The sequence below is a fragment of the Pauljensenia hongkongensis genome (assembly GCF_001746855.1).
Classification (GTDB): Bacteria; Actinomycetota; Actinomycetes; order Actinomycetales; family Actinomycetaceae; genus Pauljensenia; species Pauljensenia hongkongensis.
The window spans coordinates 1,544,465-1,569,939 of record NZ_CP017298.1; the positions used below are offsets into that span (position 1 = coordinate 1,544,465).

The window sequence follows — 25,475 nt, forward strand, 5'->3', positions numbered from 1 at the left end:
GGAACACGGGGAAGGGACTGGACTGCTCGGTGGTGGTCACCACCGCCGGCAGGGTGAGGGTCTCGCCCGTGAAGGGGTTGGTGGTGGTGGCGTCCCACGTCGTCGTCAACGCGATCACCCGCCTCTCACCCCCGCGGGTGACCTGTTCGTAGTGGTGGGTCAGTCTCGCTTCCTTGTTGCCCCTCCTCCACGGCTCCCCCGCCCGAGCGGTCACCAACGGGGGCGTGGAGTCCCCGAAGTCGTAGGAGTAGCGCGACGCCGTCAAGGTGATCACCACCTCCCGCCCGAACAACGACGCGGTGTGGGTCTGAGAAGGGGCAGTGGCGTAGACGATGGTGGGCACCCCTGCGTTGGTGTACGACTTCTTGCGCGGCTGCCACGACAGACCCGCCCCCGACACCGGCACCCGCGCCAGCGCGGTGCGCACAATCGTCTCCGTACTGGGTGGCGCCTCCCCCTCACCGCCCCCGCCCTCGTCGGCGGGCTCGCCCTCGTCCGCCGGGGGCGTGGTGGGGGCGGTGCCGGGAACGTACTGGCAGTGCGACGACGCCGCGCCCGCATCCCCCGGCCGCGCCGCAGACCCCGGGATCCCCTCCCGCTCACCCGTGCACACCATCTCCAACGGACCCCCCGCCGCACGCCCACCCGGAACCGACCCGCCCCCAGGCGCCTCGGACGCCGCAGGAACCGCCGGAGCATTGTCCGCGGAACCACCAGCAGACCCCCCGCCGGAACCACCCCCAACCGACGACGACGGCGAACCGCCATGAGCAACAGTCGACCTCTGACTCGCCTCGACAGTAATAGCCGGACCACTCCCGCCATCGTCGCGTTCGCCCTTCATGGAGAAGTCTGGGTCGTCCGCCACTGCGGGTGGGGCGAACAGTGTGAGGGCCAGGGCCACTGCCGCGAAGGCGGTGCCAGCGCGCCCCCGCGCATCACTTGACGTCTTCAGCATTCTCTGCCGCCCCTTCCATGACCCGCCAGGCGGACCCGTCCCAGTGCACGTGCAATTTGATAATGGTGTCGCGGACTGTGGCATCCACATAACCGTTGCTCGTGTAGCCCTTGGGCATGTGCTCGTCGAAGCGGAGTTGGATCGCGTAGGCGCCAGGCCCGAACTCGTTCTCGTCCAAACTTCTGACGATCTGCGTTTCTGTGACATCGTTGTACCCGCCCGTCCCCCAGTAGCCGTGGGCGTAGAACTCCTCGACATGGGTGATCGCGTTCTGGCAGTGCACGCAGCTCTCTTCGCTGATGGACTTCAGGGGCCCGGTGTCCCCCGTGTTCCACGCGTAGGCACGGGCCTTGAGGTAGTAGCGGGCCGTGGCTTTCGCTCCCGTCTCACCGCCAGCACTCATCTCCTCGGGCTGCTCCGGCGCCTTGTCGGTGACGGGCGGGCGCTTCAGGCTCCCGTCGGACTGGACCTGGTAGCCATGGCTCATCCCGTAATCCGGCTCCCCCCGCAAGAACACCACATACGCGCCCACCGACACAGCCGCCACCAGAACGACCAGCACCGCCAGGGCCCGCGCGCCCAACCGCCTACGCGGCCCCCCATCCACAGGAGTCCCCTTGTACGGGTCGATCCCCCGCGCCCGCAACTCCGCATCCCGCGCCAACGCCTCACGCCGCAACCCCTCCACGTACTCGCGCACCACAGGCGACATCCCACCACCATCACCAGCGGGCAGGTCGTCAACAGAATCGTCAGCGGGCGCCTCGTCGACGGGACCGTCAGCAGGAAGAGCGCCGGCGGACGGGGCGCCGACGGGGGCACCGTCAGAGCGCGAGCCGCCGACAGAACCATCGTCCGGCCCGACGGGACCGGAAACGGTGGCGCGGCCGGGCCCGCCGTCGAGCGGACCGCCGACCGCTCCGCCGCCCAGCGCTTCGCCGGAAGAATCGGCTGCGCCTCCACCGTCGGACACGGAGGCGCTGTCAACCGCGCCGACGGCGCCCGCCCCGTCAGCCCGCCCGCGCCCACCGTGGGACAGGGGGGTGTCGTCTGCTTCCACTGGTACCACATCCTCGTGCCAGGAACGGCCCACATTAGTGGCCCGCTTCACTTGCCCTCGATGGTAACGCCCCGAACACCCCCAGCGCCAGACCCCCACCATGGTCTGTGGATAACCATTGCATCCCAGCACCGGAAGAGACGGGGCGAAGACCCCGCCACCGACCCCCGACCACCACTACTGATGGTCATGATCCGTCCTGCGGTTGGTCCTCGACTTCCACGACGCGCCAGAAGTAGCCGTCCCAGCCCACCAGCACCCGAGCGCCGCGCACGCGCTCGACCCCGGGTGTCAGAGTCCCGTTCGCGTACACGTCCGGCGTGCGCTCACTGAACGACACGTCCACCGCGTACGTCTCATCCCCGTAGGTCTGTTGGTCGTCAACCTGCGCTGGCGTCGATACTTGGAAGTCCGAGGCCCTCGCTTTGGCGGCCCACCCGCCATCGGCGTAAGCCTCCCTTATGCGCACCGCCGTGTCCTCGCACGCCTGGCAACTGACGACAACCATGTCCATGAACGCGCGCGGATCCCCCACGTTCCACGCATAGGCGACCGTCTCGAAGTAATACGAGGCCATCGCCTCGGCCCCCGCGTCCGAGTACTCCCCGACCAGAGGATCGGGCACCGGGAACTCCCCCACACCACCGGGCCGGCGCAACGACCCATCCGACTGCACGTAATAGTCCCCACTCATCACCGGCCCCTCAGCACCCGCGCCACCACCGCCCGAACACCCCGACACCCCCGCCACGCACAGCGCCAGCACGAGCCACCACGCGCCGCCCAACCGACGCCCACCAGGGCAACACCCCGCACCAGGGAACACTCCCACCAGCACCACATCCTCGTGACGAACCCCGAACCACCACAGTGGCCCGCTTCACTCACCCACGATAGTAACGCCCCACACACCCCCACCGCCAGACCCCCACCACAGTCTGCGCACAACCATCCCACCCACCACAGGCGGAACCGCGCTCCGAGAGCCGCCCGGAGCGTCCGCCGTTCCGGGTGCCCGATCCCCGCGCGGCTCGCCACAACCACAGGGGCGCCGCCCGAGCACCCGATCCCCGCCAGGACCGCACACAAGGCTCCGGATTACGCAACGCAGGATCGCACACAACGGCGGAATCACGCCCTTGTGTGCGGCCGGGTGTTTCGAAAACACTGCCCTTGTGTGCGTAACCGAGGGAGGGGAAGGGGCTCATCCCGCACACTCTTGCGGGTACGCGCCGCGCAGTACAAAGTCCTCTGGTAGCGCCGCGCGCCCCTTCCCAGTACCCAGCGGGCCGGCGGAGTGCCGGGGCGGTACCGAGGAACCGCTGGCGCGGAGGGGCCCGGGGAACACGGCCACCGCCTCGTCCCCCGGGCCCGTGCCCGGCGCACCGCCAGAAACAGCGGCGAACCCCACTAACCGTCCGCGCTGCGCGCCTTGTTGAGCTGGTCGAATGCGATGGCGATGATCAGCACCAGGCCCTTGATGGCCTGCTGCCACGCGGAATCGACCGTCATGATCGACAGCCCCATATTGAGCACGCCCATGAAGAGCGCGCCGATGATGGTGCCCGAGATGCGCCCGATGCCGCCCCACACGGCGGCGCCGCCGATGAAGCAGGCCGCGATGACGTCCAGCTCGTAGTTCTGGCCGGCCGCGGACACCGCCGCGCCCGCGCGGGACGTCGTGACGATAGCGCCGATGGCGGCCAGGAGCCCCATGTTGACGAAAATCCAGAAGTTGATGGACCGCACGGAGATGCCCGACAGCTTCGCCGCCTCACGGTTGCCGCCCACGGCGTAGATGTAGCGCCCGAAGGTCGTCTTATTGAGGACGAAGGCGTAAACCAGCACCAGGACCGCGCAGATCACGAGGACGAAGGGCAGGCCGATGGCGGAGCCGGCCAGGATGAAGGCGAAGGCGATGACGAACACGCCCACCCCCACCATTTTCACGACGGCCAGCCACAGGGGCTCGACGACGAGGCCGTGCTTGACCAGCGAGGCCCGCCTGCGCAGCTGCGACACTGCGAACACAGCGGCCAGGACGACGCCGAGGACGATGGTGAAGACGTCGTAGACGCCGATGTAGGCGAACCACCCCAGGATGCCCGCGTTGGCGATCTGGACGAACCCGGAGGGCAGGGGCGCGATCGTCTGGGGGACGATGACGATCGCCAGGCCGCGGAACAGCAGCATCCCGGCCAGGGTGACGATGAATCCGGGGATGCCCACGAACGCCACCCAGAAGCCCTGCCACGCTCCCACGGCCACGCCGATCGCGAGCGCCAGCACGACGGCCAGGCCCCACGGCAGGTTCCATTGCGCCATCGCGATCCCCAGGACGCCGCCGATGAAGGCGATGAGGGATCCGACGGACAGGTCGATGTGGCCGGCGATGATGATCATCAGCATGCCGATCGCCATGATGATGACGTAGGCATTCTGCTGGATCAGGGAGGCGACGTTGTTGCTGCGAAGCAGCCTCCCGCCGGTCATCACCTCGAAGAATACGACGACCGCGACCAGCGCCAGCGTGATCCCGTACTGGCCGAGGTCGATTCTTTTCAGCCACGAGGTCCTCTCGGACGGGGCCGCGGCTTCTGCGGTTTGTGTGCTCACGACAGGGGCTCCTTCAGCTCTCTTGCATCATGTGGGACATGAGGATTTCTTGGGTGGCGTCCGCGCGCTCCACCTCGCCGGTGATGCGCCCGTAGCTCAGGGTGTAGATGCGGTCGCACAGGCCCAGCAGCTCCACCAGTTCCGAGGAGATGACCACGACGGCTTTGCCCGCGTCGGCCAGCTCGTTGATGAGGGTGTAGATCTCGTACTTCGCGCCGATGTCGATGCCGCGCGTCGGCTCGTCCAGGATGAGCACATCCGGCTCTGTGAGCAGCCACTTCGACAGCACGACCTTCTGCTGGTTCCCCCCCGAAAGGGTCCCGACCACCACATCCACGGAGCGCGCTTTCGTGCGGGTCTTCGCCCGTTGCGCCTCGGTCAGCTGGTACTCCGTGATGTCGGAGATGACGCCCGCCTTGGAGACGCGGTCCATCGACGCCGACGTCGCGTTGTGCTTGATCGAGGCGATCAGGTTGAGCCCGTAGCGCTTCCGGTCCTCCGAGGCGTAGGCGATCCCCGCCTTGATGGCCGCTTTCACGGACGCCACCTCGATCCGCTCGCCCCGCAGGTAGAGGTCCCCGGACTCGTACCGGCCCCATGAGCGCCCGAAGACGCTCATGGCCAGCTCGGTCCGGCCCGCTCCCATGAGTCCCGCGATCCCGACGATCTCCCCGGCCCGGGCCGTGAAGGACACGTCGTGCAACGCGCGACGGCCGGTGACAGGGTTCACAACCGACCAGTTCTCCACGCGGAGGACCTCGTCGCCGATGTGCGGCTCGTGGTCGGGGAACCGGTTCTCCATCGCGCGCCCGACCATGTCGCGGATGAGGACGTCCTCCGTGATCTCCCCGCCGGCGCGCACGTCGTGGGTCTTGATGGTCTGCCCGTCGCGGATGACGGTGACGCGGTCGGCGATCGCCCGGATCTCCGACAGCTTGTGCGAGATGATGACGCACGAGATCCCGCTCCGCTTGAGCCCGACGATGAGGTCGAGCAGCTTCTGGGAGTCGTCGTCGTTGAGGGCGGCCGTGGGCTCGTCCAGGATGAGGACGCGCACCTCCTTGCCGAGCGCCTTGGCGATCTCGACGAGTTGTTGTTTGCCGACGCCGACGTCGCTGACCTTCGTCGAGGGCGACTCGTCGAGTCCGACCTCCGCCATGAGTTCCTTTGCCTCGGCGTTGGTGCGGTCCCAGTCGATGATGCCGCGGGTGGCGCGCTCGTTGCCGAGGAAGATGTTCTCAGCTATCGACAGGTGGGGCGAGAGCGCCAGCTCCTGCTGGATGACGACGATGCCGTCCTTCTCGGAGTCCTTCACGGAGCGGTAGGCGGCCTCGTGTCCGTCGAGGAGGATCCTGCCCCCGTAGGACCCGTAGGGGTGGACACCGGAGAGCACCTTCATGAGGGTTGATTTTCCGGCGCCGTTCTCTCCGCAGATCGCGTGGATCTCGTTCTCCCGGACGTCGAATGTCACGTGCGAGAGCGCTTTGACCCCCGGGAAGTCCTTGGATATGTCCTCCATCTTCAATATGACGGCGGACTGTGGTTGCTCTGTCATGTGGTTCTCCCAACCTCGGGGTGCGCCGGGGGCGTGCCCCGGCGCACCGCAGGGCCATTGGTTCACTCGAGTCCGATGTCCGACGCCGTGTAGTAGCCCGAGTCCACGAGGACCTCTTTGACGGTGTCCTTCGTGACGGTCCGGGGCGCCAGCAGGTAGGTGGGGACCACTTTCACGCCGTTGTCGTACGTGGTGGTGTCATTGATGTCGACCTGCTGGCCGGACACGATCTGGTCGATCATCAACGCGGTCTGCTCCGCCTCGAGCTCGGTGTTCTTCAGCACGTCCATCGCCTGCTTGCCGGCGATCACGTTCTTGATGTTCGCCTTGTCGCAGTCCTGGCCGGTGAGCAGGGGGTAGTCGGATCCCGGCGTGTAGCCGGAGCCCTCGAGCGCCTGCGCGATGCCCAGGGCCAGCGAGTCGTTGGGCGACAGGACGACGTCCACCTTGGTGCCGTCGGAGTAGAAGGAGTTGATGCGGTTCTCCATCTCGGCCTGCGCGTCGTCCGAGCTCCATCCGAGGATTCCGATGGACTGCCATTCGTCGTTGGCCTTGGGTGCTTTGCCCGATCGCACCTCGAGCGTTCCGTCCTCCACGAGCGGGAGCAGGACGTCCCACGCCCCGGAGAAGAAGTACTTCGCGTTGTTGTCGTCGGGCGACCCCGCGAAGGGCTCCAGGTAGACAGGCGGCGTCATCGACGCCACCTGCTGCTTGATGTACTCGCCCTGCAACTGGCCGACCTTGTAGTTGTCGAAGGTCACGTAGTAGTCGACGTTCTCAGTGGCGTTGATGAGGCGGTCGTAGGCGATGACCTTGATGCCCGCGTTGGCCGCCTTCTGCAGGACCGGCCCCAGGGCGGTGCCGTCGATCGAGGCGACGACGAGGATGTTGGCCCCCTGGGTGATCATGTTCTCGATCTGGGTGATCTGCTGATCGACCTTGTTGTCCGCGTACTGCAGGGACGTCTGGTAGCCCTTCCCCTTGAGGATCTCCTCCAGGTGGGAGCCGTCGCGGTTCCACCGCTCCAGGGACTTCGTGGGCATCGCGATCCCCACGAGGGTGTCCGAGGCGCTGGCCCCTCCCGTGCCGCCGGTGCCGGTGCCCCCGCGCTCGGAGCTGCACGCCCCGAGTCCGGCGAGGGCGATGGCGCACGTGGCGGCCGCTGCGAATAGTCTGATGAGTTTCATGGTGTGCTCTCCTGGCATCGTTGCCGCGGCGGTCCGTGGCCGCCGCCGTTCGTGGTGGGTGTGTGCGAATGCGGTGCCGCAGAGCCCGAGCGGAAGCCCCGAGCGGTCCGCGCACCTGCGATGCTGGCCCGCGCGGTCGTGGTGCCGTCGTGCGAGTGGTGCTGCCCGTCGCCCCCTGCGCGCATCCGCGACGTGTTCCGGTGAGTGGTGGCATCCGCCTGGACGAGGGGCGGGCCGGTTGGCCGTTTCAGACCCCAAGGAGCAGCTCGAGGATGTACATCTCGAGCCCCTCGTAGTCGTCCTCGGCGACGAGCGAGTCGACGACGGACTGGTCGTAGAGGGCTGCCTTGTCCTCCATCAGCCGCACGACGCGCAGGGAGTTCTCCAGGTGCTTGAAGCCGAAGCGGTCGCCCGTCGAGCGCATCGCCTTCACGTCGAGCCCGATGCACTCGCCGTTCGACCCGTAGTCGTTGTCCACCAGGAGCTTGATCTGGTTGAAGGCCGACCGCAGCGACTCGGAGCCGAAGATCTTGTCCTGGTCGAACTTCATGCCGTTCTGGTCGTTGAGGTGGACCGAGAACAGTTTCCCGGAGGCGAGGCCGAAGGCCATGTCGTGGGTGGGGTCCAGCCCGGCCAGGACCGAGTGGGCGGATTCGACCAGGATTCCGCAGCGCGACGGGTCGGCTGTCATATCCCCCAGGGCGATCGCGTGGCCTGCGGTCCCCGCGTACGACCGGTCGATCGGCTCGTTCGGCTTGGGCTCGATGGCGATGCGGACGTGGTCGTCGTAGGCCAGCATCCGATCGAGGGAGCGGACGAGTTGCCGGATCATGGCGACCGGCGGCTTCGACTCCATGCACAGTGTTCCCTCGCGCGCCAGCCACAGGACGACGAGGTCGGCCCCGAGGATGTTCGCGATGTCTATGGAGCGCTCGGTCCTCCACATGGCGCGCTCCCAGTCCTCCTTCTTCGGGGCGGTGTACGCGCCGTCCTTGAAGGCGGGGTCGAACCAGAGGCGGGGGGCGACGAACTCGCAGCCCACACCCAGGGAGTCGAGGAGGGCGCGCAGCTCGTGGGCCTCGTCCTCGATCTGCGCGACGGACTTCGAGGCGATATCGGGCACCGCGTCGTCGTCGTGGAACTGGATGGCCGAGAACCCCATCTCCGCGAAGCGCGCGACCTTCTCGCGCATGGCCAGCGGCTGGCGGGTGGGCGGCCCGTAGACGTCGGTCCCCTCGGCGACGTTCCACGGGCCGACTGTGTACTTGAACCTGGTCACCTGTATCGTTTCCTCACTCCGCCGCCCCGGAACGCGGCTGTGCGTGCCCATCGGGGCGTGACGGTTGGCGGTTGAGACGAACACCGAATAATGTTCTACGTCGAAACTATAACAGCGATGAGGAGCGTGTCAACTGATTTTCGCACAATCATACTGTTCATGAACTAACCTCGTTCCCATGGCACCCCTGCGCTCCCCCCTCGACTACGGATTCGCCGGCGGAGGCGCCGTCGGCCACGCCAACGTGCGCCACCAGAACCTGGCGCTGCTCAGCCGCACCATCTACGCCGCCGACGCGCCCCCCACCCGCGCCGCCCTCGCCTCGGCGACCGGACTCGGGCGCGCGACCGTCTCCCGCCTCATCCAGGACCTCCTCGACTCCGGCTTCGCCCACGAGCAGGACCCGGGCGGCGCGACCGGCCGGGGGCGCCCGGGGCCGCCGATCGCCCCGGCTGCCCGGACGATCGCGGCACTGGGGCTCGAGGTCAACGTCCACTTCGTCGCGGGCAGGGCGCTCGACCTCGGCGGGAACACCCTGGCGGAGTTCCGCCTCGACAGCGCCGACGTGGAGTCCGATCCGGCGGGGACCCTGCGCCTGCTCGGCAGGTCCGCGGCCGCGATGGCCACGAACCTGCGCGCGACCGGCACGGAGGTCATCGGCGCGCGCCTGGCCATACCCGGCCTGCTCAACGCCCACGACCAGCGCCTCCTGGTGGCCCCCAACCTGGGCTGGTCGGACCTCGACCCCCTGGCGATGCTCGGCCGGGAGTGGGAGGCGCTGGGCGTCCCCACCCTCACCCGCAACGACGCCGACCTCCAGAGCCTCACGGCCGCCTACCAGCGCCCCGGCAAGCTCCTGGCCGACGGCGCCTTCTTGTACATCTTCGGCGACGTGGGGGTGGGCGGCGCCATCATGGACCGCGGCGCGCCCATCCGGGGCGCCCACGGCTGGGCCGGCGAGGTCGGGCACACCACGGTCCACGCCGACGGGCTGGCGTGCAAATGCGGATCGCGCGGCTGCCTCGAGGCCTACGCGGGACAGAACGCGCTGCGCCGCGCCGCCGGGCTGGACCCCGACGCGCCCATCGACGCCCTCACCGCGCGCCTGTCCGACGGCGACGAGCGCGCGACCAGGGCCGTCGAGGCGGCGGGCGAGGCCCTGGGCATCGCCATCGCGATCGCGGTGAACCTCCTCGACATCCCCCGGATCGTCTTCGGCACGTCGCTGGGCGTCCTGCTGCCCTGGCTCACCCCGCCGATCACCCGGGAGCTGCGGGCGCGCGTCCTCGGCCACGCCAGCAGGGGGATCGTGCTCGAGGCGTGCCCCATCACCGTGCTCCCCGCGTGCACCGGCGGGGCGCTGGAGGTCCTCAACACCACGATCGCCCAGCCCGCCGCCTGGATCGACCGGCACGGGCCCGCACCGGCCCCGAATGGCGCCCAACACGAAACAGATTAGGAAGACCCCTACCCGATTCACGATTTACGCTCTACAATCGAACATAAATCGCGAACCAGGAGGTACACCGTGGTCTCTATCCAGGTCGCAGGGCACGTCTGCGTCGACTTGACACCCCGACTGCGCTCCCGCGAGGTCATCGTCCCCGGCGAGCTCACCGAAGTGGGGCCCATCGAGGTGCGCATGGGGGGCACCATCTCGAACTGCGCGCGCGCAATCGGGCAACTCGGCGCCGAAGTCTTCCTCTCCGGCATGGTCGGCGACGACGACCTCGGCCTCATCAGCAGGAGGCACTTGGAGGACGCCCACCCCGGGCACGTCGAGCTCATCGTCCACCCCACCGCCGCCACCTCGTACTCGGTCGTCGTGTGCGTCCCCGGGGAGGACCGCTCCTTCTGGCACCACACCGGCGCGAACGACGAATACCGCGGCGAGGGGGCTCTGCAGCCCCGCTCGATCCTGCACTTCGGCTACCCCACCCTGTGCCCGGCGATGTGCGCCGACTCCGGACGGCCCATCGTGGACCTCTTCGAGCGCGCCCACGCCCAGGAGGGGGCCACCTCCCTCGACCTGGCCTACCTGGCGCGCAACTCGCCCCTGCGGGCGATCGACTGGGACCTCCTCTTCGCGCGGGTGCTCCCCCACGCCGACGTCTTCTGCCCCTCGTGGGACGACATCGCCTCCTGCCTGCCCGGAATCGACCCCGTTTTCGACCGGGCGCGGATCGAGGAGCGGGCGCGCGCCTTCATCGCCCAGGGCGCCGCTATGGTCCTCATCACTGCGGGGAAGCACGGCGCCCACCTGGCCACCTCCGACACCCATGCACTCGGCCGACTCGCGCGCCTGACGGGCATCGACGCCGAGGAGTGGGCCGGGCAGTCCATCTGGGACCCCGCCATCCTCGTCGAGCGGCAGACGGACCAGCCCCTCGACTCCAATGGCGCCGGCGACACCTTCAAAGCCGCGTTCCTCGTGGCGCTCACGCGCCGGGCCCGCCCCCGCCAGGCCATCCGCTTCGCCTCCGAGGTGGTGGGGAAGAAACTCCTGCGCCGCCCCCTGGCCACCGAACTCCCGGGGGCCTGACATGCCGCTCCTCGTCGCCTTCGGAGCCGGCAACGTCGGACGCGGTTTCATCGGCGAGCTCTTCAGCGCCGCCGGATGGGACGTGGCCTTCCTCGACGTCGACCCCCGCCTGGTCGAAAGGCTGGGCGAAGACCGCTCCTACATCCACGAGACCGTGTCGAACTCCGGTGTCCTCCGGCAGGTCGTCACGCGCGTCACTGCCGCCTACTCCACCGACCAGTCCGCCGTCGACGCCCTCGTGGCGGAGGCGGACCTGGTCACCACCTCCGTCGGGGTCCGCGTGCTCGGCGCCATCGCGCCGGCGCTCGCCCATGCCCTCCAGGCCAGATGGGCCGCGGGGCGCGGGGCGCTCGACGTCCTCCTGTGCGAGAACCTCCACGACGCATCGTCCGCCTTCCGCCGTATGCTCCGCGACGCCCTGCCCGCCTCCGCCCGCGCCAGGCTCGAAACCGACGTCGGGCTCGCGGAGACGTCGATCGGGCGCATGATCCCCACGACACCACCCGCACCCGGCCAGCCACCGACCCTGGTGCGCGCCGAGCCCTACCGGATCCTCCCCTACGACGCGACGGGGCTCACCGCCCCCGAGCCCCGTGTCCAGGGGCTCTTCCCCGTCAGGGACATCCCCTTCTCCTTCTACACCGACCGCAAGCTGCTCATCCACAACATGGGGCACTGCGCCTGCGCCTACCTGGGGGAGCTGCTGGGCGCGACGTTCATCTGGGAGGCGATCGCCGAGCCCCGGGTCCACTCCATCGTCCGCGCCGCGATGATGGAGTCGGCACTGGCCCTGTCCGTCGTCTACGGCGCCGGCATCGGCGCCCTCGGGCTGCACGTCGACGACCTGCTGGCCAGGTTCGCCAACCGCGCGCTGGGGGACACGGTGGAGCGGGTCGGGCGCGATCCGGAGCGCAAGCTCGGCGCCAAGGACCGCTTCATCGGGGCCTACGCCCTCGCCCGCCGGGCCGGCACCCCCGTCGAGTACCTCTCGCTGGCCCTCGCCGTCGGCGCCCGGCGCCTGGCCGGTGAGGACGGGTGGGACGAGGCGCGCGCCCTCGCCCACGTCGACGCGCACCTCTTCCCGGGGGGCAGTCCGGCCAGGGACCTGTTCGGCCTCCAATTCGACTCCCTGGCCCACGGCCTGGACTGGGAGGGGCAGCAGGCGCTGATCGACGCCTCGCCCCTGCGGGGGACGGTCGCGTGACCGCCCCCCGGGCCCCGGGCCGGCGCTACCGCACCACCGCCACCTCCTGCGTCCCACCGGCCAGCGAGTCCAGCGGCCCCGCCGGCACCATCGTGCCCGCGGGGGCGACGGCCCCGCTGAGGTCGGCGGCCAGGTCGACCGGCGAGCCGTCGGGCGCCTCGAACTCGGCGTCGGCGTAGTAGGCGCGCTCCAGATCGGCTCCCTGGGGCAGCGGGAGCCGGAAACCGGAGAAGTCCCCGGGCAGCGCCACCCGCAACACCACGAGCCGCAGGGCGGCGTCCGGACCGGCCAGGCCCTCCCCGACCCCGGCGCGCACCGACACGGAGAGGGCGCACTCCCCCGGGATTTCGGCGCTGCCCTCCTCCCCGTCGAAGGGGCGCGCCCCCTCCAGGTAGACGTTAGAGCGCGCGTAGACGGGCAGTTTTCGGCCGAAGTACCGCTCGTGGTCGGTGGCGGACTCCCCCACGCCCTCCATGTACTGCTCCCAGGACGCCGGATAGGGCGCGTACCCCTCCAGTCCGTGGTGGGCCCTGCCGCCGAACCAGCCGTCGGGGGCGTACGCCTCGTCCGCGTCCCCGCCGAAGAACAGGTTCCCCACCCACCGGTCGTCGCCCCCGGGGATGAACCCGAAGCCGGCGATCTGCGTGGAGTGCGGCACGTGGTAGGGGGTCGCCCGGTCCATGATGGGGTCGAGGCGCACCGTGCCGCCGATCAGGTTGCGCACGAACGCGCCGCCGCAGGAGGCGATCTCGACGGAGGCACGGGACGCGAGCACGTTGTGATCGACGGTGTAGGGGCCGTGGGAGACCTCGACGAAGAGGTCCCGGCAGTTCGCGGCCAGCACGTTGCGGGTGATCCGCGTCCCCTGCGTCTCCCAGTCGAGCCAGATGCCCAGCGAGCAGTCGGTGATGACATTGCGGGCGATCGTGACGTCGATGGGGGCGTGCAGTTTGACGCCGGCGATCTCGTGGCCCCAGAACTCCCTGCGCAGCGCGATGTTGTGGATGTAGTTGTCCTCGATGCGCGAGAACGCGCAGCCCAGATGGCCCACGACCCCCGCCTGGCCGCAGTCGTGGATGTGGTTGCGGCGCACGACGTGCGATCCGATCCGCTCCTTGTCCCAGCCGATGTGGCGGGCGGCGAACACGGATTCGAGCTGGTACTGGTAGCCGGGCTTGTCGCGGCGCAGGGTCGCGTAGTTGTCGCCGCTCGACCCCTCCTTGCCCAAGCACACGCCCACGCACTTGGAGTGGTGGATCTCGTTGTCCTCGATGATCCACCCCTTCGCCCAGTTCGGCCCGACCAGGCCCTGCTGGTGGGCGGTGGGGGGCGCCCACTGGGTCGCGGCGTGCGCCATTTCGAAGCCGCGCACGGTGATCCAGTCGATGTGGTGCTCGGACGGCCAGAAGACCGTCGGGCGCACGCTCACCTCGACGAGCGACGAGGCGGGGGCCCGCCGCCCGAAGTTCGCCCAGATCGTGGTCGCCCCCGCCCCGACCTCGGCGAACCAGACGAGTTCGGTCACGTCGGGGTCCTCGACGGGCACGGTCGTGCCGGTCCAGGAGTCGCGCACTCTGGTCCGGCGCGAAGGGGCGAAGACCTGGTCGCGGCAGGGCGCCTCGTACAGTTGGACGCCGTCGATGAAGACGTCGCCCAGGTGGCGCTTCTCGTCGCCGAACACGTAGGGCTCGACCACCCAGTCGCCCTCGATCGGGGCGGCGAAGGGGTTGAAGGGGCCGAACACGGAGTTCGGGATGTCGGTCCTCCACACGCCGCCGCCCTGGTCGCTCCAGTCGGTGACGGCCTCGGACCCCTTGAGGACGACGCGCTCGCCGGGGGCGGCCTCGTAGGTGATGCGGCGCCGGTCGGACAGGCCGCCCCTGCGGGGATTGACCCGCTCGCGGTACGTGCCCTCGTGGACGCGGACGGTGTCGCCGGGCATGGCGAGCCGCGCGGCCCGGTCGATGGTGCGCAGCGGGCGCTCCTCAGTGCCCGGCGCGTCGTCGGAGCCGGTGGTGGCGACGTGGATGATCGTGCTCATGTGCTTTTCCCTTCGTCGGGGGTCGGCGGGGCGGGCCCAACCCGCCCCGCGCGGAGTTGTTCTACTTGCCGAAACCGGCGGTCAGGCCGGCGACCATCTGCTTGCGGCCGACCGCGTAGGCGACCAGGACCGGCAGGGCGGACAGGATGATGGCCGCCAGGATCGCGGGGATGTTCGAGGTGTACTGGCCCTGGTAGGTCCACAGGCTCAGGGTCAGCACCCGCACCGAACCCGACTGCGTGAGGATCAGGGGGAACAGGAACCCGTTCCAGACCTGGAGCGCCTGGTAGACGCCCGCTGTGGTGACGGCGGGGGCGGACAGGGGGACGACGAGCCTCCACAGGATCTGCCAGTCCTTCGCGCCGTCGACCGCCATCGAGTCGAAGAGCTCCTCGGGGATGTCGCGCATCGAGTTGACCATGATCATCACGGTGACGGGGATGGCGAAGGCGATCGAGGGCGCGATGATGCCGAAGAGCGAGTCGTAGAGCCCCAGCTGGACGACCAGGTAGTAGACGGGCACGATCACGGCCTGCATGGGGATCCCCAGGCCCAGGAGGATCATGGAGTGCGCCCTGCGCGACCACGTGTTCCTCCTGCGCGCGATGTAGTAGGAGATCATCACGCACACCAGCAGGATCACCGCCACGGAGACGACGGTGACGATCGCGGTGTTGAGGAAGTACATCCAGAACTTGTTCTGGAAGACGTCCGCGTAGGCCTTGAGCGTGGGCGAGCCCGTGGGGAGCAGCGGGTTCTCCGTGTAGAAGGAGGACTGCGAGCGCAGGGAGGTGATGACGATGTAGTAGATCGGCACGATGGTGACGATCAGCCACAACCATCCCAGGGCACCGGAGACGTAACGGTCGAAGCCCTTGTGCGTTGTCATTGCCCGCTCGCCTGGCTTTCCATTCTCGAGGCGCCCGAGAGCCTGTTGAGCCCCAGGGACAGCGCCAGCCCGACGACCAGGAGGACCGTGCCCAGGACCGCGGCCTGCCCCATGTCGAAGCTCTTGAAGCCCGCGATGTACATGTGCAGCGGCAGGATGCGCGTCGCGTTCCCGGGCCCGCCGCCGGTCATGACGTAGATCAGGTCGAAGTAGGTGAGCGCCCCCACCAGCTGCAAGGTGGTGTCGGTGATGATCGTGTACTTGAGCTGGGGGATGGTGATCGACCAGAACTTGCGCCAGGTCGAGGCCCCGTCCAGTTCGGCCGCCTCGTAGAGCGACTTGGAGATCTGTCGCACGCCCCCCTGGTAGATGAGGGAGTGGAAGGGGATGAACGCCCAGCTGATGATCGCGATGAGCACGGGCAGGGCCAGCGCCTGCGAACCGAGCCAGTCCTGTTTGAGGAAGGGTATCCCCAGGGCCTGGGAGAAGCCGAAGTTCGGGTCGAGCAGGGCTTTGAAGGCGATGCCGAGCGCGGCGGCGGAGAACAGCAGCGGCAGGAAGTAGAGGACCGAGAGGAACTCGCGGTAGCGCTGCCGCGACCCCATGAAGACGCCGAGCAGGATCGACAAAGGGGTCTGCACCAGCCACGAGACCACCATGACGATCAGGGTGAGGACCATGGCGTGGCGCGTCAGGGGGTCGGCGAGGGTCTGGGACCAGTTGTCGAACCCCGCCCACGCCGGTGCGCCCAGCCCGTCCCAGTTCATGAAGCTGAGGACGAGGACGCCGATCAGCGGGATGATCGCGAAGAGGGCGAAGAAGGCGAGGGCGGGGAGGGCGTAGAGGCCGGAGGGACCGCTCCCGCGCGACCCCTGGTTCCCGCGGCCGCCCCGCGGGGCGGGGAGCGCCGGCGCGGCGGCCGGTGCCGGGGCTCCCCGATCACGTGAACTCATGGCGCGCCCGTCTCACTTGATCGTCGCGTTCATGGAGTCGATGAACTGCTGGGGCGTCATCGACAGCGCGAAGAGTTGCTGGATGTTGTCGAGCAGCACCTGCGAGGTGGCGGAGTCGAGCTCCTGGTCCCACGAGAGCTGGAAGTTCGAGGAGTCCAGCACCAGGTCGTACCCGAACCCGACGAATTCCTCCTGCTCCGTCCCCTTGATGAACTTCTGCGCATCGATCGTCGGGGGGATGTCGCCGCCGTCGACGATCGACTTCACGTACTCGTCGGTGAAGAGATCCGCCAAGTAGTCCTTCGCGGCCGTCTGCGCATCGGGCGAGGCGCTGGCGGAGACCGACCAGAAGTTCGACTGGTTGCCGACGACTGCGCTGGGGTCGCCCACTCCCCCGGCCACTGTCGGGAAGGCCGCGAATCCGAGGTTGCCCGCCTTGACGAAGTCCGGGGAGTCGGTGAGGAAGGTGCCGTAGGCCCACGACCCCTGGAGGAGCATGGCGGCCTTGCCGGTGTGGACCAGGGCGACATCGGCGTTGTTGTCGGCGACGACCGAGCCGAAGGCGTCACCGAACGCGCCGGCCCTCACGAGGTCCTGCACCTGGGTGAGGGTCGTTTCCACAGCCGGGTCGGACCAGGCGCCGGCCTGGCCCTCCGCGATCCGGTTGAACACCTCGGACCCGCCGTTGCGGTCGAGGAGGTACTCGAGCCACATCATATTCGTCCACTTCGAGGCCCCGGCGAGCGCGATGGGGGTGGTGCCCTGTGCTTTGAAAGTGTCCACCGCTGCGAGCAGCTCGTCGTAAGTGGTCGGGACCGCGACCCCCGCCTGGTCGAAGAGCTGCTTGTTGTAGTAGAGGACGACGGGCTGGGTGCCCACGTTCGGGACGCCGTAGACCTTGCCGTCGACTTTGCCGCCCTCGGCGATCGAGGGGATGACCTTGGCGACCGTCTGCTGCGTCGCATCGGTGATGTCCACCACTTTTCCGGAGGAGACGTAGTCCTTGAGGGTGGCCCCGCCCCAGCCGAAGATGAGTGTGGGGGCGTTGTCGGAGCCGATGGCGGTGCGGACCTTCTCCTTGTACGCGTCGTTGGCGAACCATTCGACGTTGATCTGCGCGTCGGCGTGCGCCTCGTTCCATTTGTCGAAGGAGGTCCGCCAGATCTGCTCGTGCGTTCCCCCTGTCACGGCCCAGGCGCTCGCACTGCCGTCCGCGCCGCCTCCCGGCTTCGCCCCGCCGCACGCGGAGAGCGCCAGGCTGGCGCCCATGGCGATGGCGCCGATGGAGGCCATCATTCGTATTCTCGTCCTCACGGGTCAGTCCTTCCAGTGATCCACTTCGATCGCCGACCCGGGTGCCCCTCGGGCCGGGGAAGCGGGCGTCGTTGCCGAGGAATAACGAAACTGTTTCGCATATTTCCGCTTCCATGTTCCAGTTTAGAACAAAAACAAATTCTGTCAAGGCTTGTTTGCATTGCTTAACTAGGTAGAACGAGCGGACAACGTGCACGAAATAATTTCGTATACTCTATGACATGATTGACACTGGGAACACAGGCCCGGCCCCCCGCCAACGGGTGACCATCGCCATGATCGCCGAGGCCGCGGGGACATCGCGCGCGACCGTGTCGAAGGCGCTCAACGGCAGAACAGACGTTTCGGCGGCGACGCGCGACTCCATCGCGGCGATCGCGACCGAGCTCGGCTACCGCCCCACGGGCGCGGCGCAGGCCGTCCAATCGATCGCCTTCGTCACCAACGAGTTCGACTCGATCTACACGGCGCACGTGCTCAGCGGCGCGATCAGCGAGTGCGCCGGGCAGGGGTACCTGCTGACATCGGGCCACCTCGGCATCGGCGGGGCTCCGGACGCCACCCGCCCGTTGTCGGACGCCTGGCTGTCGGCGGTCAGCCGCACGCACATCGGCGTCATCGTCGCCACCACCCACGTGGACCCCTCGCTCGTGCGCGGCTGCGGGCGCCTGGGCCTCCACCTGGTCGCCGTCGACCCGAAGGGCCCCGTCGAGGAGGGGGTGACGACGATCGGGGCGACGAACTGGAACGGCGCCCTCACCGCCACCCAGCACCTCATCGGACTCGGCCACCGCCGGATCGCGTTCTCGCGGGGGGCGACGGACTCGATGCCGGCGGGGGAAAGGGAACAGGGGTACCGGTCGGCGATGCGGATGGCGGGCCTGGACGTCCCTCCCGCACTGGTCGGGGGCGACGACTACTCCTTCGCCTCCGGGCACTCGTCCGCCCTGTCGTTCCTGCGCCTGCCCGAATTCGAGCGCCCAACCGCGATCATGTGCGCCTCGGACCTCGTGGCCCTGGGGGCCATCGAGGCGTGCCGCTCACTGGGGGTCGCCGTCCCCCGCGATTGCTCCGTCATCGGCTTCGACGACTCCGAACTAGCGGCCCTGTCATCCCCGCCCCTCACATCCGTCCGCCAGCCGATGCGCCACATGGGGGAGGCGGCAGCGCGCGCGGTCATCGACCAGCACGAGGGCCGGACGTCCGCATCCCACCCCATGCGGTTGGAGACGCGCCTCGTGATCCGGGACTCGACGTGCCCGGCGCCCGGGGCCGGGCACGCGTGATCATGCGGGGATGAGGAGCGCCACCGACCCCTCCGAATGCGCGCGCCCTGTGCGGTGGGAGCAGGGACGGACGGCAGCCCCGCCGATTCCTCGGAGGTCGCGCGTGCCCTGCGCGATGGGGGCAGGGGCGCAGACCACGCCGTTGTGGCCCGCGCCCCTGCGGTGCGCAGCGATATTCAGTTGTGCGTGGTGGGCGGTATTCAGTTGTGTGTGTATTCAGTTGTGCGCAGCGGTATTCAATTGTGTTCGGCGCCCTGTCAGCGCAGGCGGGCAGCCTGCTTGGCGGCTCCCAGGGCGACGTATTCTCCCGGCTCGGGCACCTCGACGGCGGCGCCGAGTGCTTGCGGGGCCAGTGCCCGCACGGCGGTGGACTTGGCGCCCCCGCCGACCAGAAGTACCCGTTCGACGGGGACCCCCAGCGCGCGCATCGCGTCCAGGGCGAAGCGCATGAGATCCAGCAGGCCGTCGACGGTGGCCCGCGCGACGTGCTGCCGGTCCGAGTTCGCCAGCGTCATGCCCTCCAGGGAGGCAGTGGCGTCGGGGAGGTTCGGGGTGCGCTCGCCCTCGAAGTAGGGCACCAGACGCAGCCCGGCGGCGTCCGGGACGGCCAGGGCCGCCTCGTCGAACTCCTGGTAGTCCAGTCCGGTGACCCGCGCCATCGCGTCGATGATACGCGAGGCGTTGAGCGTGCACGCCAGGGGCAGCCAGTTACCCGAGGCGTCGGAGAAGCCCGTGACCAGCCCCGAGGGGTCGGACACGGGATGGTCCGACACCGCCGAGACGACGCCGGAGGTGCCCAGACTGAGCAGCGCCGCACCGGGGGTGAGGCCCACGCCCAGGGCGGCCGCGGCGTTGTCCCCCGCCCCGGGGCCCAGCGCTATGGCGTCCCAGCCGCGCGCCGGGTCGCCGTGGCCAACGGTGTCCCACGGCCCGGCGATGCGGGGCAGGACGATCCAGCGGGCCGTCTCCTCGTCGATGCGGAGGGCGTCGGCCAGGATGTCCAAGCGGTACTGGCCGCCCGAGCGGTCCACGTAGCCCGTGCCCGAGGCGTCGGAGCGGTCGGTCACCAGGCCTTTGAGGCCCACAGCCTCGAAACCGCCTGCGATCCGCCAGGTGAGGTAGTCGTGGGGCAGGCAGACGGCGGCGGTCCTCGCCGCGTTCTCCGGCTCGTTGTCCGCAAGCCAGCGCAGTTTCGTCACGGTGAGGGAGGCGACGGGGACGGAGCCCGTGGCCCCTGCCCACCAGGCCGCCCCCTCGGAGTCGGCGCCGTCGCGCCCGTCCGAGCCCTTGGCGCGGATCAGGTCGCGCGCGGCTGCGGCGCTGCGGGTGTCGTTCCACAGAAGCGCCGGGCGGATCACCTGGCCCTGCGCGTCGAGCACGACCATGCCGTGCTGCTGGCCGCCCACCGACAGCGCGCGCACGTCGTCCAGGCCGTCGGCGGAGTCGACCGCCTCGAGGAAGGCGTCCCACCACGCCTGGGGATCCACTTCCGTGCCATCGGGGTGGGAGGCCCTCCCCTGGCGGACGATCCTGTTCGTCCCGGGGTCGACGATGACGATCTTGCAGGACTGGGTGGAGGTGTCGACGCCTGCCACGTAGGGGCGTGTGCTCATGGTGTGCTCCTCATTCGCGTGGTTCGCTGGGGCTGGCGGGGCCGGGAGCGGGCGGCGACGGAACCGCCCGCCGCACCCGGTCCCCGCCTCGTCGGCGTCAGCCGATCAGGTGGCGCATGGCCTGCTGGTAGAGCTCCACGAAATGGTACTCGCGCGCGCCCTTGGCGTCGGCGTCGAAGTCCTCGTAGACGCTGGCGTCCGCCAGGAAGTCCTCCACGGACTCGCCCTCGGCCAGGGTGGGCTCGCCGAGCTCGTAGACGGAGGCCGCCTTGAGCAGTTCGGCCGTGGCGGGGTCCTCGCGGAACGCCTTGGCCTTCTCGGCCAGGCGGATGTACATCTCCATGTTCGCCGAGGCGGACTCCCACACGCCCTCCATGCCCTCGGTGCGGCTGGGCTTGTAGTCGAAGTGGCGGGGGCCCTCGTAGCGGGGTCCGCCGCAGGGGAAGCCGTTCTCGATGAGGTCGACGGTGAAGAAGGCGCTGACCAGGTCGCCGTGCCCGAAGGCCTTGTCCTGGTCGTACTTGAGGCCGGACTGGCCGTTGAGGTCGATGTGGAAGAGCTTCCCGGCGTTCAGGGCCTGCGCCAGGGCGTGGGTGTAGTTCAAGCCGGCCATCTGCTCGTGGCCGGTCTCGGGGTTGAGGCCGACGACGTCGCCGTTGTCCAGCTCGGCGATGAGGGCCAGCGCGTGGCCGACGGTGGGCAGGAAGATGTCGCCGCGGGGCTCGTTGGGCTTGGGTTCCAAGCCGATCTTGAGGTCGTAGCCCTTGGACTTGATGTAGCCGGCGACCGTGTCCAGGCCCTCCTTGTAGCGGTCGAAGGCGGCGTTCAGGTCCTTGGAGGAGTCGTACTCGGCGCCCTCGCGCCCGCCCCACATGACGAATGTGGTGGCGCCGAGCTCGGCGGCCAGGTCCACGTTGCGCAGGACTTTGCGCAGGCCGAAGCGGCGGATGGAGCGGTCGTTGTTGGTCAGCCCGCCGTCCTTGAAGACCGGGTGGGTGAAGGTGTTGGTGGTGACCATCTCGATGACGACGCCCGCCGCGTCCGCGGCCTCCTTGACCTTCATGACGCGGTCGTGGCGCTCGGCGTCGGTGGCCGCGAAGTCGAAGACGTCGTTGTCGTGGAAGGTGATGCCCCACGCGCCCAGTTCGGCGAGTTTCGCGGTGTACTCCCACGGGTCCAGGACGGGCCGGGTCGCGGTTCCGAAGGGATCGACGGCGTTCCAGCCGACGGTCCACAGGCCGAATGAGAACTTGTCCTCGGGGCGGGGCTGGCGTGTCATGTGTGTGTCCTTTCGGGAACGGCGGTGTTCACAGGAGGCCGGCCCGTCCGGGCGTCCGCGGGAAGGGGCCGTCACTGTTTTGTTACGGAACTAAACTTAAACCGGGAAAGGGGGCCGCGTCAAGGGATCCCGCTCACACCTGCCGACCCCAAAGGGATCCCGCCCACACCCGCAAACTCCAAAGGGATCCCGCTCATACCCACTGACCCCCGGCGGCCGCGCGGCGCAGCGCCCCCCATCGGACCCTTACTTTTCGACCAACCGCCTATAGCCTGTTGCCGCGCCCGACCACGCCGCCATTGCGGGTTCTCAGGAACCCTACGACGTTGACGGGCGCCATCCTCCGTTTCACAGCCTGAGCGGCGCGCCCTGCGCTGCGGACCGCTCAACACGCGCCCGCAGAACTCTCTGAGAAGGCCCACTGGCTTACCGGTTCGAGCAGCGGCCATCACACCACCACGATCGCGCCGAAGACGAAGGGCTCTTTTGAAGAACCGAACGGCGACCGGCTCTCGGTTCACACCTGGCGGGCCCCGAGCGCCGCTCCTCCGTGCGGGACCCACTGGGGATTCCTGGACTCAGAACCTCCGCCGCACCCAGGATGATCCACTCCAGCAGCGCCGACCGCGCAGAAATGGTCCAAAATGCGTCTGAGTCTCGCAGTTCCCAGGCGGTGCTGCAGCGTGCTGGTCCAAATTGCGTCTGAGTTACCCCGAATTCGGCAGAATCCACCGTTTTTCCCGAGACTCAGACGCTTTTTGGAACAACTCGCCGTCAAGCCCGCGTTCCCACTCGAGACTCAGACGCATTTTGGACCACAACCTCTGGAACACCCCGGTCGTTGAGTGGTCGATTCGCGCTCCGTCCGCCTCCAACTGTCTGGACGTGCTTCGACTCCAGCGCCGCGCCCTTCTGCCGCGTGTTTCGGCACACGCGCGCAACGGGCGCACCGTCGGCACGGAGCCGCCGTTCCGTCGGCCCCGAGCACCGGCACCCGCCCATCGGGGATGCCCCGCGGCGGCGTTCCTCCCTTTCACCGCCTTCTCGCGGCGATCGCCAATCTCACCCTCGCGATGATCTCGTCAATCCGTTTGAGATCACCCCACCGCACGCGGATCACCGTCCACCCCGCCAATTCCAGTAGCCGCTGGCGCCGCGACTCAGCCTCCAGTGATTCGTGGACCTCACGGACGGAGGCCCCGTACTTCACGCGTCCGTCGAACTCGATAGCGATCCCCAGTCCTGGAATGGCGATGTCGATGAAGAACATGCCCCCAGGGGTGGGCACTTCCACCTGAGTGAGCAGCCCCTCCAGCCCCGCGCGCTTCAAGGCGTACAGCACCCGGCACTCGCCCGGGGACTCGCACCCGGGGTCGGCGTTCTCCAGGGTCCAACGGGCGTTGGCCCGCATTTTCCTGACCAGGGGCAGCGCCGCCATTCCCTCCAGCAGGTGCTGGCGCAACATTTCAGCGCCGTTGCGGCTATCGGCGTTGAACCGGCTGAATCCGCTGAACAGGTGGAGAGCGGAACAGGTCTGGACGAATGCGGTCTCCTCGTGCTCTCCGAATGCGCACTCCAGCGCGGTTTCCAGCGGGTCGCTCACCCGCAGGCCAGCGGCCTCCGCGATGCGCCCGCCATGGGCCGATCTGGATGGGCGAAGGGCAAGCCCTTTGACCACGATGGAGCCCGGGATGCGCACCGCTGGCAACCGCATGACGGATTGCCCGTGGGCGGATCTCGAATAGCAGGCCACCTCCCCCATCTCCACCATGGGCAGTCCGTGGACGAAAGCGGCGCTTTGCCCGCAAAGGACCGCGCTCCCGCGCTTCGCGCAAACCGCATGGAGCCTGGCGCAGTAGATGAACTCGGCCTGTTGCCATCGTTCAAGTCCCTCAAGGGCCTTGGCCTCGAGGTACACGCCACTGGCGATCCTCAGCAGTTCCCCGGAACACGCCCGTCTAGAAATGCCGCTTCGCCCCGACAGGTCCCTTGCGAGCACGAGTGCGGATCGAACTGCCCGCATCCCTGCAACATCCATGTCGCGCTCCCTCACTGCTGCCCTCGTGCACCCACCTTCCGCCGCGCGCTCCCCTCCCGCAACAGCCACAACTCCGCCTGTGGACAACTCCGCGCCACCCATCCCACCTGGGGATGATGACACGCCGTCGCCGCGCGACGAGCCCACAGCGCCGCCCTCAACCACCCCTCCTGCCCCAGTGGCCGCGCGGCACGGCACCGCACCCATCAGTCCCTTCTTCTCGAACAACTACCGGTAGCCTGTTGCCATGCCCGATCACGCCGCCGCCCCCGCCTCGTCCGGAAACGGGCACACGTGTTTCAAGGCGGCGCACGGGGAGCGGCTCACACAGGGAATGAGGGCGACCAACCTCAAAGCGTCGAACCTGTCATTGGTGCTCCGCAAGATCCTGGCCAACCCCGGCGAGATCACTCGGGCGGCCATCTCGTCGTCGACGGGGATCACGCGGGCGACGATCTCCCGCTTGGTGGATGACCTGATCGGGCGCGGTTTCGTCGAGGAGTTGGACCCCGTGGGCGATTCGGGGCGAGGCCGCCCGGCGAACCGACTCACCCCGACGGCGGGGCGAGTGGCGGCTTTGGGCATCGAGATGAATGTTTCGGCGCTGGACATCATGTTGGTGGACTTGACGGGGCGCGTACTGGCGCGCAAGCGCGTCCGTGGGGATTTCGCCGGCTCCGACCCCATCGAAACGATGCACAGGGCGTCCAGGGCGGCCCGGCGCGTGGTCGATGCCGGCCTGCCGTCCGGGGCGCTTTTCCTGGGCTCGGGCGTGGGGATCCCTGGCCTGGTGTCGCCGACCGCGTTGGCGCTGGCGCCCAACTTGGGGTGGCGGGACATCCCGTTGGAGGAGCTGCTGGCCCCCATCTCCTGCCTGGATCCCGTGGTCGTGGCGAACGAGGCGGACCTGGCGGCGTTCGCAGTGGCGCACAGTGTGCCGGGCGCGCCCTCCGGCCCTTCTTCGTTCATTTACGTGTCGGGCGAGGTCGGCGTCGGTTCCGGCATCGTCGTCGACCACAGGCCGTTTCGGGGGGTGCGCGGCTGGTCGGGCGAGATCGGGCACATCTGCGCCGACCCGAACGGCCCTATGTGCAAGTGCGGCGCGCGCGGTTGCTTGGAGTCCTACCTCGGCATGTACGCGCTCGCTTCGCGGGCGGGCCTGGACCGGGGGGCGCGGGCTGCGGACATACTGCGCGAGGCGGCGGTCTCGGAGCGCGCCCGCTCGGCGCTCGACGAGGCGGGGGCCGCACTGGGGCGCTGCCTGGCGGCGGTCATCAACGCCACCGACATCCCCGTGGTCATCCTGGGAGGGGTGGTCGCCGAACTGGCTCCGGCACTGGTGGCACCGGCCCGGAAGGAGCTCGGGACCCGGGTCCTGCAGGCGGCTTGGGTGCCGCCCATGATCCGCGTGTGGGGCGAGTCGAAGTCCCTGACGGCGCGCGGAGCGGCCCTGCGCGTGCTGCAGCGCCTGGTGGACGACCCCCTGTCCTGGTTGGAGGAGGAGTCCGGCGGCGAATGGCCGCGTGCGCGCGCGGAGAAGCCTGATCAGGCAGCGCTGCGGTAGCGGCCGGGTTCGCCGCCCCTCCCCGCGCTCAGACTGCGGGCGCGGTGACGACCAGCGGGGCGTCCCCCGCGGGCGCCTCGATGTCCAGGACCCCGCG

18 protein-coding genes and 1 pseudogene are annotated in these 25,475 nt (G+C 68.9%); 5 read left to right on the plus strand and 14 right to left on the minus strand.

Annotated elements, in window-relative coordinates:
- From BH719_RS09690 to BH719_RS06395, 7 genes and pseudogenes are all read right to left on the minus strand, one after another.
- Positions 1-427, minus strand: a pseudogene (locus BH719_RS09690) (hypothetical protein); the annotation flags it as partial.
- Positions 428-938: 511 nt separating this feature from the next.
- On the minus strand, positions 939-2,018 hold the full coding sequence (locus tag BH719_RS06370) for a DUF6318 family protein (protein ID WP_009743990.1): 1,080 nt from the start codon (positions 2,016-2,018) through the stop codon (positions 939-941).
- A gap of 187 nt (positions 2,019-2,205) precedes the next feature.
- Positions 2,206-2,712, minus strand: a complete 507-nt coding sequence (locus BH719_RS06375; protein WP_009743991.1) for a DUF6318 family protein — start codon at positions 2,710-2,712, stop codon at positions 2,206-2,208.
- A gap of 716 nt (positions 2,713-3,428) precedes the next feature.
- Positions 3,429-4,634, minus strand: coding sequence for a multiple monosaccharide ABC transporter permease (gene mmsB, locus BH719_RS06380; RefSeq protein WP_009743992.1), 1,206 nt, complete (start codon positions 4,632-4,634; stop codon positions 3,429-3,431).
- Between the two features lie 13 nt (positions 4,635-4,647).
- The gene (locus tag BH719_RS06385; protein ID WP_009743993.1) at positions 4,648-6,189 is read right to left on the minus strand and encodes a sugar ABC transporter ATP-binding protein; all 1,542 of its coding nucleotides are present in this window, start codon (positions 6,187-6,189) and stop codon (positions 4,648-4,650) included.
- Between the two features lie 62 nt (positions 6,190-6,251).
- A complete protein-coding gene (locus BH719_RS06390) occupies positions 6,252-7,376 on the minus strand; it encodes a substrate-binding domain-containing protein (RefSeq protein ID WP_009743994.1) in 1,125 nt (374 codons plus the stop codon).
- 247 nt (positions 7,377-7,623) lie between these two features.
- Complete coding sequence (locus tag BH719_RS06395) at positions 7,624-8,655, minus strand: TIM barrel protein (RefSeq protein ID WP_034255332.1); 1,032 nt, start codon at positions 8,653-8,655, stop codon at positions 7,624-7,626.
- A gap of 178 nt (positions 8,656-8,833) precedes the next feature.
- Between BH719_RS06395 and BH719_RS06400 the strand changes: the two genes are divergently transcribed.
- From BH719_RS06400 to BH719_RS06410, 3 genes are all read left to right on the plus strand, one after another.
- On the plus strand, positions 8,834-10,114 hold the full coding sequence (locus BH719_RS06400) for an ROK family transcriptional regulator (RefSeq protein ID WP_009743996.1): 1,281 nt from the start codon (positions 8,834-8,836) through the stop codon (positions 10,112-10,114).
- 69 nt (positions 10,115-10,183) lie between these two features.
- Positions 10,184-11,197, plus strand: a complete 1,014-nt coding sequence (locus BH719_RS06405) for a carbohydrate kinase family protein (protein ID WP_009743997.1) — start codon at positions 10,184-10,186, stop codon at positions 11,195-11,197.
- A 1-nt stretch (position 11,198) separates the two neighbouring features.
- On the plus strand, positions 11,199-12,401 hold the full coding sequence (locus BH719_RS06410; RefSeq protein WP_009743998.1) for a mannitol dehydrogenase family protein: 1,203 nt from the start codon (positions 11,199-11,201) through the stop codon (positions 12,399-12,401).
- A 25-nt stretch (positions 12,402-12,426) separates the two neighbouring features.
- Here the strand turns inward: BH719_RS06410 and BH719_RS06415 are convergent, their stop codons facing one another.
- The 4 genes from BH719_RS06415 to BH719_RS06430 all read right to left on the minus strand — a co-directional run bounded on the left by BH719_RS06415 (position 12,427) and on the right by BH719_RS06430 (position 17,598).
- A complete protein-coding gene (locus BH719_RS06415; RefSeq protein WP_009743999.1) occupies positions 12,427-14,442 on the minus strand; it encodes a right-handed parallel beta-helix repeat-containing protein in 2,016 nt (671 codons plus the stop codon).
- 61 nt (positions 14,443-14,503) lie between these two features.
- The gene (locus BH719_RS06420; protein WP_009744000.1) at positions 14,504-15,331 is read right to left on the minus strand and encodes a carbohydrate ABC transporter permease; all 828 of its coding nucleotides are present in this window, start codon (positions 15,329-15,331) and stop codon (positions 14,504-14,506) included.
- Positions 15,328-16,284, minus strand: coding sequence for a carbohydrate ABC transporter permease (locus tag BH719_RS06425; protein WP_009744001.1), 957 nt, complete (start codon positions 16,282-16,284; stop codon positions 15,328-15,330). The genes BH719_RS06420 and BH719_RS06425 overlap by 4 nt, the downstream gene beginning before the upstream one ends.
- A gap of 12 nt (positions 16,285-16,296) precedes the next feature.
- Positions 16,297-17,598, minus strand: coding sequence for an extracellular solute-binding protein (locus tag BH719_RS06430; protein WP_009744002.1), 1,302 nt, complete (start codon positions 17,596-17,598; stop codon positions 16,297-16,299).
- A 221-nt stretch (positions 17,599-17,819) separates the two neighbouring features.
- On the opposite strand from BH719_RS06430, the gene BH719_RS06435 reads away from it, so the two are divergent.
- A complete protein-coding gene (locus BH719_RS06435) occupies positions 17,820-18,884 on the plus strand; it encodes a LacI family DNA-binding transcriptional regulator (protein WP_009744003.1) in 1,065 nt (354 codons plus the stop codon).
- A gap of 257 nt (positions 18,885-19,141) precedes the next feature.
- Here the strand turns inward: BH719_RS06435 and BH719_RS06440 are convergent, their stop codons facing one another.
- The 3 genes from BH719_RS06440 to BH719_RS06450 all read right to left on the minus strand — a co-directional run bounded on the left by BH719_RS06440 (position 19,142) and on the right by BH719_RS06450 (position 23,694).
- Positions 19,142-20,497 (minus strand): xylulokinase, encoded by a 1,356-nt coding sequence (locus BH719_RS06440; RefSeq protein ID WP_009744004.1) that lies wholly within the window; start codon positions 20,495-20,497, stop codon positions 19,142-19,144.
- Positions 20,498-20,594: 97 nt separating this feature from the next.
- Positions 20,595-21,776 carry a xylose isomerase gene (xylA, locus tag BH719_RS06445; protein ID WP_009744005.1) on the minus strand — a complete coding sequence of 394 codons (1,182 nt, stop codon included), beginning with the start codon at positions 21,774-21,776 and terminating at the stop codon, positions 20,595-20,597.
- Positions 21,777-22,809: 1,033 nt separating this feature from the next.
- The gene (locus tag BH719_RS06450; protein WP_245683270.1) at positions 22,810-23,694 is read right to left on the minus strand and encodes an endonuclease domain-containing protein; all 885 of its coding nucleotides are present in this window, start codon (positions 23,692-23,694) and stop codon (positions 22,810-22,812) included.
- Between the two features lie 367 nt (positions 23,695-24,061).
- Between BH719_RS06450 and BH719_RS06455 the strand changes: the two genes are divergently transcribed.
- Positions 24,062-25,378, plus strand: coding sequence for an ROK family transcriptional regulator (locus tag BH719_RS06455; protein WP_009744007.1), 1,317 nt, complete (start codon positions 24,062-24,064; stop codon positions 25,376-25,378).
- Positions 25,379-25,475 lie beyond the last annotated feature (97 nt).